A 12938-nucleotide genomic window follows, 5' to 3' on the forward strand; every position below is an offset into this window, starting at 1 on the left:
GACATAACGCTTCGGGGGCCTTTTCATTGATCAATGTTCGCCAGATCGGCTTGGCACTTGGCCCCGCGGTCTTCGCGCTTACCGCTTTGACGGCTCCGCCCGAGGGGATGGATGCCTCGGCATGGCTGGTTGCCGGGCTGGTCATCTGGATGGCGGCATGGTGGATGACGGAGGCGGTGCCGCTTACCGCCACCGCGCTGCTGCCCTTTGTGATCCTGCCACTGGGCGGAGTGATGAGCGCGCGCGACACCGCCAGTTCCTATTACGCGCCGATCCTGTTCCTGCTGCTGGGCGGAGCTTTTCTCGCACTGGCGATAGAGCGCACCGGCCTGCACCGGCGGCTGAGCCTTGCGATTCTGAAAGCGATCGGTTCGGACGGAGGGCAGGCACGGCTGCTGCTGGCCTTCATGCTGTCCGCCGCGATCCTTTCGATGCTGATTTCCAACACATCGACCACGCTGATAATGATGCCGATGGCGTTGGCTGTGCTTTCGGGTGCGGTTCCGGCATCCGCCGAAACCTCCGGCACCGGCCCGCTCCCCCGCCCTTCCACCCTTGAGGATACAATTCCGGGTGGAAGGGCGGGGGAGCGGGCCGGTGCCGCCAAGGACAGGACGGATGTCCTGTCCGCACCCACACAGGAAGGCCTCAACGGCGCACTGCCGATGGGGATTGCCTTTGCCGCCAGTATCGGCGGGCTGGGCACCATCGTCGGATCGCCCACCAACGGGATCGCGGTGCAATTGCTCGACGACATGATCGGTCTGGAAATCAGCTTTGCGACATGGATGGCCTATGGCCTGCCGGTGGTGTTGATCGGAGTGCCGCTGGCGGCGCTGATCATCGCCAAGGTGCAGAATGTCGCCGCGCACCCGTTTGACGTCGCCGCCGCGCGGCGCAGCATCGACGATCACGCGCCATGGTCTAGCGCAGAGAAGCGGCTGGTGCCGATCATCGCCCTCGCTTTTGTCGCGTGGATGACGCAGCGCTGGGTCGCCGATCTTCTGCCGGCAGGAAGCTGGACCGACGGCACCATCGCCATCGTCGCCGCGCTCGCTCTGTTCGTCCTGCCCGACGGCACGGGCCGCCCTTTGCTGGTGTGGAAGGAAGCCGACCGCGCGCCATGGGGCGTCATCATGATGTTCGGCGGCGGGTTGGCGCTGGCAGCGGGAATGCAGGCGAGCGGCCTTGCACAATGGCTGGGCGAAGCGCTGCTGCCGCTGGAGACGGTGCCGCTGCTGCTGATGGCGCTGGCGATTGTCGCGATGATCGTCGCCGTTACCGAATTCGCCAGCAATGTCGCCACCGCCAGCGCGATCATCCCGATTGTCGCCAGCCTTGCCGCGGCGCTGGGCATGGGAGAGGACGCAATCCTGATCGCCATGCCCGCCGCGCTCGCCGCCAGTTGGGGCTTTATCCTGCCTGCCGGAACCGGGCCGAACGCGATTGCCTGGGCGACCGGGCGGCTGACCATCGGCAGGCTGGTGCGCGCGGGCTTTCTGCTCGATCTGGCAGGCGTGGTGCTGATGGTGGGATCGGTCTGGGTGGTGGCGGCGCTGATCGGCTGACGCGGCTCAGCTGCCAGCCGGGAAATTGGCGCGGGTACGATTGGCGATGGCTACCAGCGACAGCATGACGGGCACTTCCACCAGCACGCCGACAACCGTGGCCAGCGCCGCTCCGCTGCCCAGCCCGAACAGCCCGATGGCAACGGCAACCGCCAGTTCGAAGAAGTTCGAAGTGCCGATCAGTGCGCAAGGCGCCGCCACCGCATGCGGCACGCGCCATGCCTTGGCCCAGCCATAGGCGATGAAGAAAATGCCATAGCTCTGTACAATGATCGGCACCGCGATCAACGCGACCAGCAGAGGACGCGAAACAATCGTTTCCGCCTGGAACCCGAACAGCAGCAACACTGTCGCCAAAAGGCCGATCACCGACAGCGGCTTTATCCGCCCGGTAAAGTCGGACACCGCGCTTTCATCCCCGCCATGGCTCTTTAGCAGCCGCTGGCGCACGAAAGCCCCGGCGAGCAAGGGCACCACGACATAGAGCGCCACCGAAAGCAGCAGCGTGTTCCACGGCACGGCAATGTCCGTCACGCCCAACAGCACCGCGACGATAGGCGCGAATGCGACGATCATGATCAGATCATTCGCCGCCACCTGCACCAGCGTATAGGCCGGATCGCCCTTGGTCAGCTGCGACCAGACGAACACCATCGCGGTGCACGGGGCCGCCCCCAGCAGGATCAGTCCCGCGATATATTGCTGCGCATCGGCAGGTTCGATCAGGTCTGCGAACACCACTTCGAAAAACAGAACGCCCAGCGCAGCCATGGTGAAGGGCTTGATCAGCCAGTTGACCACCAGCGTGATGATCAGCCCCTTGGGCTTGTCACCTGCCCGCCGGACGGCTGCGAAATCGACCGAGACCATCATCGGAAAGATCATCGCCCAGATCAGCACCGCGACGACGAGGTTGACCGACGCATATTCCAGCGCCGCCAGCGCGGCGAAGGCTTGCGGCACGGCGTTGCCAAGTATCACTCCGCCAAGGATCGCGGCGGCAACCCACACGCTCAGCCATTTTTCGAACAGGCCAAGCCCGGCGGCTGCGGGTTCGGAATGGGTATAAGTCGCATTCATTGGATATCGTCCAGTGTTCCGATGGCTTTGAGTTCAGCGCGCAAGGCTTCGGCGGCAAGGCTTTCGACAGGCAAGGCCAGCATTCGATCGATCCGACGCTTCATCCGTTCGAATGCGAGCGCAAAGGCGGCCTCTTTCTCCGCATCACTTCCCTCGACGGCGGCCGGATCTGGAATTCCCCAATGCGCCGAAATCGGCTGGCCGGGCCAAACCGGGCAGCTTTCTGCTGCCGCGCTATCGCAAACGGTGAAGATCAGATCGAATTCTGGCCCTTGGGCAAAGGCATCCCAGCTTTTCGAAGTGAAGCCGTCATTAGAGTAGCCGTGCGCCGCGAGTGTCTTTAGCGCGAAGGGATTGACCTTGCCTGCCGGCTGGCTCCCGGCGCTGAAAGCGGCGAAGCGGCCTGCTCCGTCATGGGCCAGTATCGCTTCACCAAGAATTGAACGGGCAGAATTGCCCGTGCAAAGAAACAGGACGTTCAACATGCTGCTTTGCCTTTGATCAGTGTATCCGCTGGAGAGGAGCAATCCTCGCCCCCGCAGCAATTTTCGGTGAGGTATCCCATCAGCGCGTTCATTGCGGCGTAGTCGGCGCAATAGATGATCGAACGGCTCTCGCGGCGTTGGGAAACAAGCCCGGCATTGGCAAGCTGGGCGAGATGAAAGCTCATCGAGGATGGGGCAACGCCCAGACTTTCCGCGAGCGCCCCGGCAGCAAGGCCTTGCTCACCCGCCTGCACCAACAGCCTGTAGGCGGCAAGGCGATGTTCCTGCGCCAGCGCCGAAAGCGCACGGATGACGGGTTCGGATTGCAAGGCTGATCCCTTCATTTCGATATCTGTCGAAATATCGAAATGACGTGGCCAGTCAATCCACCAAAAACCTCAATCTGCCGACATTCTCAAAGCCAGGCCGAACGCCGATCGACCGAGCGCTGGAACCCGGCGGCGAAGGATTGCATCCGCGCTTTGAGCAGGGTCTGCCGCCCTTCGCGGCTGCGGGTGAAGACCAGTTCCGACGCGCCCACGCGTTTGCGCCAGACCCGCGCGAAGATTTCCGCATCCTCCTTCCGCCCGCCGATGGCCGAAGGAACCGCATGATAATCGACCCGTCCCAGCACGCCGAGCCGCGAATGGCGCACCAGCAGGTATCGCGGGTTCTGAACCGGGCCGAGAATTTCGGAGATCGCCTCCATCAGCATCCGTTCGGTCGCACGCGAAACCCCGGTGACGATGATGTCGCGGCGCCCGTCCATCCCGGCGCGCACCTCGACATCCGCCTGTGCTGCCTCGTCATGGCTGATCTTGCCGGTGGCGGCGAGGCTCACCAGCACCGCCCGCGCGACCTGATGCAGGCTTCCTTCCAATGATCCGTTGCGCCACGCCAGCCGCGCCGCCTTGAACAGGCCGGGCAGGCTGGCGACGGTGGCTGCCCCGGCAATCGCCATGCCCAGCACGGCGACCCCTTCGAGCGAGGCGACGGCGCGCAGTTCGCTCGCTCCGGCCAGCCCGGCGCTTGCCCCGGCGGTCCACACCAGCGAACCGAGCGTGTCGCGCAGGCTGAGCGCACGCGGGGCATAGGTTGGCGCGGCGGCTTCGCGCACTTGCGAACGCTGCTGCCCCAGCCCCAGCGATTGCCGCCACTTGGCCGCGATGGCCGGCCTGTCCTGCGCGCGCGCCATCGTCACTGTGTTCTGATCGTCGAGCGTCAGGCCGGGATCGAGCGCCAGCCGCCCCAGCCCGCTTTCGATCAGGTCGCAATCGCCATTGGCGATACCTTCGAACGCGCGAAAGCGGCGCGCGACCAGCCCGATATCGGTGATACCCGCGTCACCTGCATCCCCCAGACCGCCCCAATCGAGCGAGGTCGCCAGCGCCTCGGCAAAACCGCCGCCTTCGATATCGATGCTGGCCAGATGCCAGATGTTGGCGACCTTTTCAGGAGCCTGCGGATCGATCCGGATCGCCCGCCCGCGCATCTGGTTGGACAGCACGAAGGATGCTGTGTTGCTGGCAAGGATCAGGCTATTGAGCGCAGGCGCGTCCCACCCCTGCCCCAGCAGCGATTGCGTCCCCACCAGAATGCGGATCGCCCCGCGCATGAACAGCGCCGTCACCAGCCGGGTAAGATCGGCACCGCTCCCTCCCGCCGCCAGCGACAGCTTGAGGTGATCGGGACAGGCGGCCATCTTCTCTTCGCGAAAGGCGGCGCGGGGCAGGCCCAGTTCGGCCAGAACCGGCTCAATCCCCTGCATCGCCGATCGCGGCACGATCACCAGACTGCCCGTCAGCATCGCGAGGTGATCAGCGTCCACTCCCGCGCGGCGCAGACTTTCGTATATCGTCACCACGCCCAGCTTGGCCGGTTTGAACGGGTCGCTGGCGCAGCGCGGCAATTCGCCTGCGCGGATGTGATCGGACAGCACCACCATGCGCAAGGCTTCGCCCAGCGCGGCCTGTTCCGCTGCGGCAATGGCGCGGATGCTGTCGATCTTGCCGAGGCTGGAGGCGAGCAGGCGGAAGACCGAGCGCGTATGGCGCAGCCGCACCCTTTCGCCTTCGATCAGGCCGTGGCGGTGCAGCCGGTTCTGCAAGGCCTCGCGTCGCTCCGCGCCAATGTCGAACACCGCCTTGTGCCGGAACACCAGCCCGTCGAGCAGCCGTTCGAGCCAGAACAGCGATGGCAGCGGCAGGTCGCGCGGGCGCACGCCCAGCAGATCGAGCGGCCCGCGCGGCAATTCGCGCCCGGTCGACCCGATCAGCACCAGCGCCGCCGACAGCATCTCGGGCGCGTCGAGGATCGGCTCGATATGATCCTGCGGCGCGACCAGCCACGGATGCGTCTCCAGCCAGTCGAGCAAGTCCGTATCGGCGCGCAAATCCTCCTGCAATTTCGCGATGGCGCGGCGGCGACGGTCCAGCAATGCCAGCGCCTCCTCGGTCGGTTCGGACAGGATGACGTGATCCTGATGCGGGCACAGATCGCCGTTGCGCACCAGCTCGGGGATGCCGATTTCCAGATCGATCGGGCCGCACAGCCGTTCGTAACGGTTCCATTCGGCAAGGCTCGCATCATAGGGCGGGGTTGCCGTCAGCGCGACGATGCGCACGTCCTCCAACTCGTTTGCCAGCCGGTCGAGGCAGTCCCACCATGCCTTGCGCAAATGATGCGCTTCATCCAGCACCAGCGTCACCGGCCCGCGCCCGTTCAGCGCCGCGATGATCTGCGTCAGCTCGTCCGCCCGGCGAAAGCTGTCGAGCGACTGATAGGTGGCGAGCGTCATCATCGCCGGATCGGAAAGGCTGCGCGAAATCTCCTCCTCGCCCGGCATTTCGGGGAGGAACAATGGGACAAGCCGCTGCGCCCACTGGTCGCGGATCGCGAGGCTGGGCGCGAACACCAGTGCGGGACGGCCCAGGCGGCGGACAATCTCTAGCCCCAGCACCGTCTTGCCCGCGCCCGGCGCGGCGACGACATGCAGGCGTTGATCGCCCAGATGGTTTTCCATCTCTTCAAGGACATGCGCCTGATAATCGCGCCAGACCCCTGAGAATTGCATCCGCTCAAACATCCTCGCCTGACTAGGGCGGTTTGCCGCAGGGACAAAGCGCAAGCTGCGCGAATGGCGCACATGATCCACCACCATGCGCTCGCAACCGGTTGCAAACGAAACCACTCCGCGATAGTCGATCAGCATTGCATGGCCGAGGGGAGAGGCGCTTCTGCGGAGGTTAGAAGCGGGTGCCCTTTCGGGCTTCCAATCGGCTCCTGCCTTCCTGGGAGCGCCAATCAAGGAAGGACATGCCGTCATGACGGACATCCCTGTAGACGCAACCGACACCCCCACCCCGCGCCGCAAGCCGAAGCCGGAGCGCACCGAAATCGGTGGCCGCCCGCTCAAGCCGTCGACGCTGATGATGGGCCACGGCTATGACCCGGCGCTGTCCGAAGGATCGCTGAAAGCACCGATTTTCCTCACCTCCACCTTCGCGTTCGAAAGCGCGGCGGCGGGCAAACGGCATTTCGAAGGGATCACCGGCAAACGCGAAGGCGGGGCGGAAGGCCTCGTCTATTCGCGCTTCAACGGACCGAACCAGGAAATCCTCGAAGATCGCCTCGCCATCTGGGACGGGGCCGAAGACGCGCTGACCTTCAGCAGCGGCATGACCGCGATCTGCATCCTGATGATGGCCTATGTCAGCCAGGGCGATGTGATCGTGCACTCCGGCCCGCTTTACGCCGCATCCGAAGGCTTCGTCGCCAAGGTGCTGTCGAAATTCGGCGTCACTTATGTCGATTTCCCCGCAGGCGCGACCCGCGAGGAACTGGACGAGGTGCTGAAACGCGCCAAGAAGCAGGCGGGCGAAAACGGCGGCAAGGTGGCGATGATCTACCTCGAAAGCCCCGGCAACCCCACCAATGCGCTGGTCGATGTGGAGGCGGTGAAGGAAGCGCGCGATGCCAACCTCGGCAAACCTTGCCCGATCGCCATCGACAACACCTTCCTCGGCCCGCTGTGGCAGCGCCCGCTGGAACACGGCGCGGATATCGTCGCCTATTCGCTGACGAAATATGTCGGCGGCCATTCCGATCTGGTCGCGGGCAGCATTGCGGGTGCGAAGAAGTGGATGGACCCGGTGCGTGCCCTGCGCAACACCATGGGCGGCATCGTCGATCCCAACACCGCATGGATGCTTCTGCGCAGCCTCGAAACGGTCGAACTGCGGATGCAGCGCGCGGGCGAGAACGCAGCCAAGGTCTGCGTTTTCCTGAAATCCCATCCCAAGGTGACGGGCCTCGGCTATCTCGGCGACATTCAGGATGCGCGCCAGCAGGACATCTATGATCGCCACTGCCTTGGCGCCGGATCGACCTTCAGCGTGTTCCTGCAAGGCGGCGAGGCGGAATGTTTCCGCTTCCTCGACAATCTCCAGATCGCCAAGCTCGCCGTCAGCCTCGGCGGCACCGAAACGCTAGCCAGCCACCCGGCTTCGATGACGCACCTTTCGGTCCCCGACGAACGCAAGGCCGCGCTGGGCATCACCGACAGCCTCGTGCGGATCAGCGTGGGGATCGAAGACCCAGACGATCTGATCGCCGATTTCGCGCAGGCGCTGGAACATGTGTGAGTTTTCTTCCCTCGCCTGCTAGGTCACAAGCCGCAGCGAGGGAGAAAACCATGACCGACAGCCGCAAACCTGTATTTCTGGTGATCGGTGCAGGCGCCGGGATCGGCGGCAGCACCGCGATCCGCTTTGCCCGTGGCGGCTATCATGCGGTGCTGGCGCGGCGATCGGACGAGGCAAGCCTTGCCCGGCTGATCGACACGATCGAAAGCGAAGGCGGCAGCGCGTCAGGCACGCTGCTCAATGCGGCGGAAGACGGCGCGATCGAGGAGCTGGTCGAACGGGTCGAACGCGACATCGGCCCGATCGAATGCGCGCTCTACAATCTCGGCGCGCAGATCGGGAACCGCAAGCTGCACGATACCCCGCACAAGACGTTCGAGCTGGGCTGGCGGCTGGGCTGCTACGGCGTGTTCCGTCTGGCCCACGCGATGTTCCCGGCGATGGTGGAGCGCGCCAAGACCGGGCGGCACGGCACGCTGCTGGTCACTTCGGCGACTTCGGCGGTGCGCGGCAATGCGGGGCAGCACAGCCACGCGGCGGCAATGGGCGGACGGCGGATGCTGTGCCAGACCCTCAATGCCGAATTCGGACCGCAGGGCATCCATGTGGCGCATATCGTGGTGGATGGCGCGGTCGATGCGCCCGATACTCTGGGCAAGCTGCTGGGCGACAAATTCGACGCGTTCAAATCGGCCAAGGGGCCGGAAGGCGTATCCGATCCTGCAGCGATTGCCGAAACCTACTGGCACCTCGCGCAACAACCGCGCAATTGCTGGACCCACGAAGTGGACATTCGCCCGTGGACCGATGTCGCGTGGTGGAACGACAATCCGAATCCGGAAATCGACGCAACCCCCGGTGGCAAGGGGTTCGCCGGGCCTAAGCAGTAAGCCTGCCCACCAGCGCCCGCAGTTCGGCGTCCAGTTCGGCATTGGTCAGACGGCCCGCTTCGCTGTCGAAATTCTCGCCGAAGCTGGGGACGGACATATGTCCCACCACTTCGCCGCCGAAACGCGGCATGGCGCCCGCGGCAAATTCGAGCACGCCCTGCCCTCCGCGTCCGCCGGGTGAAGTGGCGAGCAGCAGCATCCTTTTGCCCTGCCACACTTCCCGCCCGACACGGCTGCACCAGTCGAACAGGTTCTTGAACGCGGCGGTGTAGATGCCGTTGTGTTCGGCGAACGAGATGATGATCGCATCGGCCGCGCCGACCCGCGCAAGGAAATCATGCGCCTGTTGCGGAATGCCGTCCGCCTCCTCGCGATCGGCGCGGTAGAGCGGCATTTCGTAATCGTGGATGTCGAGCGTTTCGATCTCGGCACCATCTGCCAGCGAGGCGGCGTATTCGACCAGACGTCGATTGATCGAGGTGGAGGAATTGCTCGCGGAAAAGGCGAGAATACGCATCAGGTTCAACCTTTCCACTCGCGCCGCTCTTCGGCCATGCGCAGCACTTCATAGGCGAGTTGCAGTTTCTGGAATTCGGCTGCGGCTTCGGCATCGCCGGGTTTCACATCCGGGTGCACTTCCTTGGCCTTGGCGCGATAGGCTTTCTTTATCGCGGTGAAATCGGCGTCCGCTTCGAGTTCGAGCAGTTCGAGCGCGCGCATTTCATCGGCGCTGCGCGATCCGTCGCCCGAACCCGCCCAGCCGTAATGCGATGCTTCGGCATAGCCTTCGGATTGCTGCCGTTCGGCGCGGGCGCGTTCTTCCTTCTCGGCCTTGTCCAGCCCTTCGAAATAGTCCCACTTGGAATTGTATTCGGCGGCGTGGCGTTGGCAGAAATACCAGCGGTCGGGGCTGTTGGGCGCCTTGGGCGCGGGGCAATCGCCCGGCTCGTCACAGCCGTGACGGTCGCAGATGCGCACATTGGTCGCCTCGCGCGAGGAACCGTAGCCGCGCCAGCGGGGAAACCCCCAATCGTTCGATCGGGTCGCCTTAGGCATGACGCAGGCCGGTGCGGGAAATGTCGTTGGTCGGATCAGTCACGCGGTCAATCTAGGGGCAGTGGCAAGGAATGGGAAGGTGTCGCAGAGGTATGGGAACCAGTTGCGATCTGAAATGTTGCATTGCAGTACACTTACTGCGACAACCACTTAGAAAGCCCGCCAAGGACCGTCATGAGCCAGCAATTGACCATTTCCAGCCTGTTTTCAGCCTTCGCGCTGGTGATGCTGGTGCTGTTCGCCCGCGCTGGCGAAATGGTTGACGCGCGCGGGGCCGATGCGTCGCTGGTGCAGGTCGAAACGGCCTATTCGGTCGACGCCTGAAGGTTTCGCGCCCGATCCCGTTTGACGGAACCGGGCGCGAAAGCATTCGCAATCAGTTGATGATCACGCTCGCCGCACGGCGGTTTTGCGCCCATGCGGTTTCGTTCGAAGCCAGCGCGACGGGCCGCTCCTTGCCATAGCTGACGGTGCGGATGCGATCCGGCGACACGCCAAGGCTGACGAGATAGTTCTTCGCCGAATTGGCGCGCCGTTCACCCAGCGCAAGGTTGTATTCGCGCGTGCCGCGTTCGTCGGCATGGCCTTCGATGGTGAAGGTCAGCTGCGGGAAGCGCGCGAAATACTGCGCCTGCGCCTGCAGGGCGGCGGCATCGGTGCTGTCGATGTTAAACCGATCGGTGTCGAAATAGATCGTGGTCGATGATCCCACGGCCTGTTCGAAATGCGCCTGCGTGCCGACCGTCGGCCCCATCGGGGTGGTGTTGGTCGTGGGCGTCGGGGTCGGTGCGGGCGTCGTCACAGGAGCGGGGGGAAGCTCCTCTGGCGCCTTTTTCGAACACGCACCCAGCGCAAGCGCGGAGGTGAGGATGGCGGCTGCCGCCATTTTCGACGGGGAGAAAGTCATGGTTGGTACTCTCCGAATTATGCCGGGCGAGACTCGCTCCGGCGGTTGAAACCTAGCACGAAAATCAGGGGCGGATAGGGCCCCACGCGGGGTCCGACGCGTCCACCGGCGTCGGCAATCTCCTCTCGTTACGACCGGTCAGGTCGACCTGCCACAGGCCGGACCGCCCGGAATTCCGCTCGGTCCGGAAAAACTGGATGATGCGGCCGTTGGGCGCCCAGGTCGGGGCTTCGTCCTGCCAGCCGTTGGTCAGCACCCGCATCGAACCGCCCGAAGGCGTCATCACCGCCACGTTGAAGTCCCCTGCAATGCGGGTGAAGGCGATCTGGTCCCCGCGCGGGCTCCATTCCGGCGTTGCGCAGCGCCCGCCGAAGAAGGTGATGCGGCGTTGGTTCGATCCGTCGGCATCCATCACATAGCATTGCTGCGTGCCCGAACGGTCGCTTTCGAACACGATCTTGCTGCCGTCGGGCGAATATGACCCGCCGATGTCGATGCCCGGCGTATCGGTCAGCCGGACGCTTGCCCCGCCCGTCACCGGCACGCGGTAAATGTCGGTGTTGCCCGCCACCGCCATCGAATAGAGGATGTAGCGGCCATCGGGCGACCAGCGCGGGGCGAGCGTCGGGTTCTGGTTTTCCGTCACCAAAGTCTGGCTGCCGCTGCCGATGTCATAGACATAGATGCGCGGATTGCCATCGACATAGGAGAGGTAGAGGATCTTCGAATAATCGGGCGAATAACGCGGGGTGAGCGCGGTGGCGCTGCCCAGCGTCAGGAAGCGGTGGTTCGCCCCGTCGCTGTCCATTACCGCCAGCCGCTTGACCCGGCGATCCTTCGGCCCCGTCTCCGCGATGTAGGCGATGCGGCTGTCAAAGAACGGGTCTTCGCCGGTGAGCCGGGCGTAGATCAGGTCCGAACATTTGTGCGCCGCGCGCCGCCAGTCGGCCGGGCGCACGACCCAGCCTTCGCGGATCAGTTCGTCCTGCAGCGCGACATCGTAGAGATAACAGCCGACCACCAGCCGATCATCGCTGCGCGCCCGGACATATCCGTGGACGAGCATTTCCGCGCCGCGCCCGGTCCAGCTGCCCCAGCTTGGCGCGGTGACTTGCGGGAATCCCGGCGTCGGCAGGCTGTCCGGCCCGGTCGGCTTGAACAGGCCGTTGTTCTGAAGATTGGCGGTGATCACCCGCGCGATCTCGCGCCCCAGTGCGGCGGTGCCATTGGCGTTCGCAGGCGTGGGCGCATCGCGATCGGTGGCAAAGGCGGGGATGGCAATGCCCAGATCCTGCCAATCGCTGGTGTCGGTGGTGGAGCCGGTCAGCCCGCCCGCATCTTCCTGCGCTGTGGCCGCGCCAAAGGCGGTTTCGACCTCTCCGCCCTCGCCCACGGGATCACCCAGATCGGTGCTCTGCGCAGAGAGCGGCGCGGCAAGGAGAAGCGCGGTTACAGCGATAAAGTGTTTTCTCATCATAGCCTTCTATCAAATCTCCAGGCGGTGATATTCTTCCACGCCTCGTAATACTCATCGGGCAGATCGAACGGCGCTGCCTGCCGCACGGCGCGAACGGCGCGCTCGCAATGCAAGGGCGCCTGCGGCCGGTTGGACGCGGTGATGCTGTCCGGGATCGTGCGGCAAGTGGGCGATCCCTTGAGCGATCCGTCCTCATTCATCTGCCATGATACCACGGAAACCAGCTGTTCCGCATCCACGCCGATCGGCGCGGACCAATGCGGCTGCAATTGCCGGTTGATCGCCTGCTGCAACGAAGCGCGCGCACTGGCTCCGATCTGGCTGGCGGGAACGCGGGTTTCGTCGGTGTTGGTCGATGCGCCCTGCCCTTCGAGGAAGTTGTTGCCGATCCGGCTGCCGCCTGCCGGTGCGGAATTGCGCGGCGGCGGGGTCGAGCGCGCTTCCTCCGGGCGGCGGCGGGTGCGCGTATCAGGCGGCGGCGGGGTGGTGCGTTGCTGTGTGCGGGGCTGCGTGCGCGGAGGGGCGGGGGCGGCGGGGTGCGTGCCTCGGGCTGGCGCACAGGCGGCGCTTCTTCCACCGGCGGCGCGGGCTCCTCTGCCAGCGTCGGCGCAATCGCGGCGCGGCTTTCGGGCACGGGATCAGGCGCTGTCGATTCAAGGCTCACCTCGGTCGCGAGGCTCACCGTCATCCGTTCAGGCGTCAGGATGCGCGGCGTCGCAAAGGCGAATTGCAGCGCCAGCGCCGCGACCACCAGCGCATGCAGCACCACGGCCCCGGCAAGGCCGATGCGATCCTCTGGATGAAAGGCGGCTTCTCCCATTACAGCCACTCG

At 64.7% G+C, this 12938-nt stretch carries 14 protein-coding genes; 4 read left to right on the plus strand and 10 right to left on the minus strand.

The features are described from left to right. Positions 1 to 29: 29 nt before the first annotated feature. A complete protein-coding gene (locus AABA34_RS14815) occupies positions 30 to 1568 on the plus strand; it encodes an SLC13 family permease (protein ID WP_034955818.1) in 1539 nt (512 codons plus the stop codon). A gap of 6 nt (positions 1569 to 1574) precedes the next feature. Here AABA34_RS14815 and arsB read toward each other — a convergent pair whose 3' ends face one another. The 4 genes from arsB to AABA34_RS14835 form a co-directional block, all read right to left on the minus strand. Further along, positions 1575 to 2648 carry an ACR3 family arsenite efflux transporter gene (gene arsB, locus AABA34_RS14820; protein ID WP_034955324.1) on the minus strand — a complete coding sequence of 358 codons (1074 nt, stop codon included), beginning with the start codon at positions 2646 to 2648 and terminating at the stop codon, positions 1575 to 1577. Continuing rightward, on the minus strand, positions 2645 to 3133 hold the full coding sequence (locus AABA34_RS14825; protein ID WP_034955325.1) for an arsenate reductase ArsC: 489 nt from the start codon (positions 3131 to 3133) through the stop codon (positions 2645 to 2647). The genes arsB and AABA34_RS14825 overlap by 4 nt, the downstream gene beginning before the upstream one ends. Further along, entirely contained in the window at positions 3127 to 3462 is a 336-nt protein-coding gene (locus tag AABA34_RS14830) for an ArsR/SmtB family transcription factor (RefSeq protein WP_051700200.1), read from the minus strand. The genes AABA34_RS14825 and AABA34_RS14830 overlap by 7 nt, the downstream gene beginning before the upstream one ends. Positions 3463 to 3548: 86 nt before the next feature. Further along, entirely contained in the window at positions 3549 to 6344 is a 2796-nt protein-coding gene (locus tag AABA34_RS14835; protein ID WP_051700091.1) for a DEAD/DEAH box helicase family protein, read from the minus strand. Between the two features lie 112 nt (positions 6345 to 6456). Here AABA34_RS14835 and AABA34_RS14840 point away from each other — a divergent pair, with 112 nt between their 5' ends. Beyond that, entirely contained in the window at positions 6457 to 7776 is a 1320-nt protein-coding gene (locus AABA34_RS14840) for a cystathionine gamma-synthase family protein (RefSeq protein WP_338303198.1), read from the plus strand. Between the two features lie 50 nt (positions 7777 to 7826). Continuing rightward, the gene (locus AABA34_RS14845) at positions 7827 to 8666 is read left to right on the plus strand and encodes an SDR family NAD(P)-dependent oxidoreductase (protein ID WP_034955326.1); all 840 of its coding nucleotides are present in this window, start codon (positions 7827 to 7829) and stop codon (positions 8664 to 8666) included. On the opposite strand, the gene AABA34_RS14850 is transcribed toward AABA34_RS14845, so the two are convergent. Continuing rightward, positions 8656 to 9201, minus strand: a complete 546-nt coding sequence (locus AABA34_RS14850; RefSeq protein ID WP_338303199.1) for an NADPH-dependent FMN reductase — start codon at positions 9199 to 9201, stop codon at positions 8656 to 8658. The genes AABA34_RS14845 and AABA34_RS14850 overlap by 11 nt on opposite strands. After that, entirely contained in the window at positions 9189 to 9722 is a 534-nt protein-coding gene (locus tag AABA34_RS14855) for a J domain-containing protein (protein ID WP_034955327.1), read from the minus strand. Before AABA34_RS14855 ends, AABA34_RS14850 begins: the two co-directional genes overlap by 13 nt. Before the next feature lie 174 nt (positions 9723 to 9896). On the opposite strand from AABA34_RS14855, the gene AABA34_RS14860 reads away from it, so the two are divergent. Then, positions 9897 to 10046 carry a hypothetical protein gene (locus AABA34_RS14860; protein WP_252258674.1) on the plus strand — a complete coding sequence of 50 codons (150 nt, stop codon included), beginning with the start codon at positions 9897 to 9899 and terminating at the stop codon, positions 10044 to 10046. Positions 10047 to 10098: 52 nt separating this feature from the next. On the opposite strand, the gene pal is transcribed toward AABA34_RS14860, so the two are convergent. From pal to AABA34_RS14880, 4 genes are all read right to left on the minus strand, one after another. After that, positions 10099 to 10629, minus strand: a complete 531-nt coding sequence (pal, locus tag AABA34_RS14865; RefSeq protein WP_252258675.1) for a peptidoglycan-associated lipoprotein Pal — start codon at positions 10627 to 10629, stop codon at positions 10099 to 10101. Positions 10630 to 10693: 64 nt separating this feature from the next. Continuing rightward, entirely contained in the window at positions 10694 to 12106 is a 1413-nt protein-coding gene (gene tolB / locus AABA34_RS14870) for a Tol-Pal system beta propeller repeat protein TolB (protein WP_034955330.1), read from the minus strand. After that, positions 12103 to 12321 carry a hypothetical protein gene (locus tag AABA34_RS14875; RefSeq protein WP_338303200.1) on the minus strand — a complete coding sequence of 73 codons (219 nt, stop codon included), beginning with the start codon at positions 12319 to 12321 and terminating at the stop codon, positions 12103 to 12105. Before AABA34_RS14875 ends, tolB begins: the two co-directional genes overlap by 4 nt. Further along, on the minus strand, positions 12303 to 12926 hold the full coding sequence (locus AABA34_RS14880; protein WP_338303201.1) for a hypothetical protein: 624 nt from the start codon (positions 12924 to 12926) through the stop codon (positions 12303 to 12305). Before AABA34_RS14880 ends, AABA34_RS14875 begins: the two co-directional genes overlap by 19 nt. Between the last annotated feature and the right edge of the window lie 12 nt (positions 12927 to 12938).

This window comes from Erythrobacter sp. Dej080120_24 (genome assembly GCF_036322605.1).
Taxonomy (GTDB): domain Bacteria; phylum Pseudomonadota; class Alphaproteobacteria; order Sphingomonadales; family Sphingomonadaceae; genus Erythrobacter; species Erythrobacter aurantius.

Excerpts from the sequence above, each read along its gene's own strand:
- arsB (WP_034955324.1), bottom strand. The coding sequence starts at position 2,648 with ATGAATGCGACTTATACCCATTCCGAACCCGCAGCCGCCGGGCTTGGC.
- AABA34_RS14825 (WP_034955325.1), bottom strand. The coding sequence starts at position 3,133 with ATGTTGAACGTCCTGTTTCTTTGCACGGGCAATTCTGCCCGTTCAATT.
- AABA34_RS14835 (WP_051700091.1), bottom strand. The coding sequence starts at position 6,344 with ATGCTGATCGACTATCGCGGAGTGGTTTCGTTTGCAACCGGTTGCGAG.
- AABA34_RS14840 (WP_338303198.1), top strand. The coding sequence starts at position 6,457 with ATGACGGACATCCCTGTAGACGCAACCGACACCCCCACCCCGCGCCGC.
- AABA34_RS14845 (WP_034955326.1), top strand. The coding sequence starts at position 7,827 with ATGACCGACAGCCGCAAACCTGTATTTCTGGTGATCGGTGCAGGCGCC.
- AABA34_RS14855 (WP_034955327.1), bottom strand. The coding sequence starts at position 9,722 with ATGCCTAAGGCGACCCGATCGAACGATTGGGGGTTTCCCCGCTGGCGC.
- AABA34_RS14860 (WP_252258674.1), top strand. The coding sequence starts at position 9,897 with ATGAGCCAGCAATTGACCATTTCCAGCCTGTTTTCAGCCTTCGCGCTG.
- pal (WP_252258675.1), bottom strand. The coding sequence starts at position 10,629 with ATGACTTTCTCCCCGTCGAAAATGGCGGCAGCCGCCATCCTCACCTCC.
- tolB (WP_034955330.1), bottom strand. The coding sequence starts at position 12,106 with ATGATGAGAAAACACTTTATCGCTGTAACCGCGCTTCTCCTTGCCGCG.
- AABA34_RS14880 (WP_338303201.1), bottom strand. The coding sequence starts at position 12,926 with ATGGGAGAAGCCGCCTTTCATCCAGAGGATCGCATCGGCCTTGCCGGG.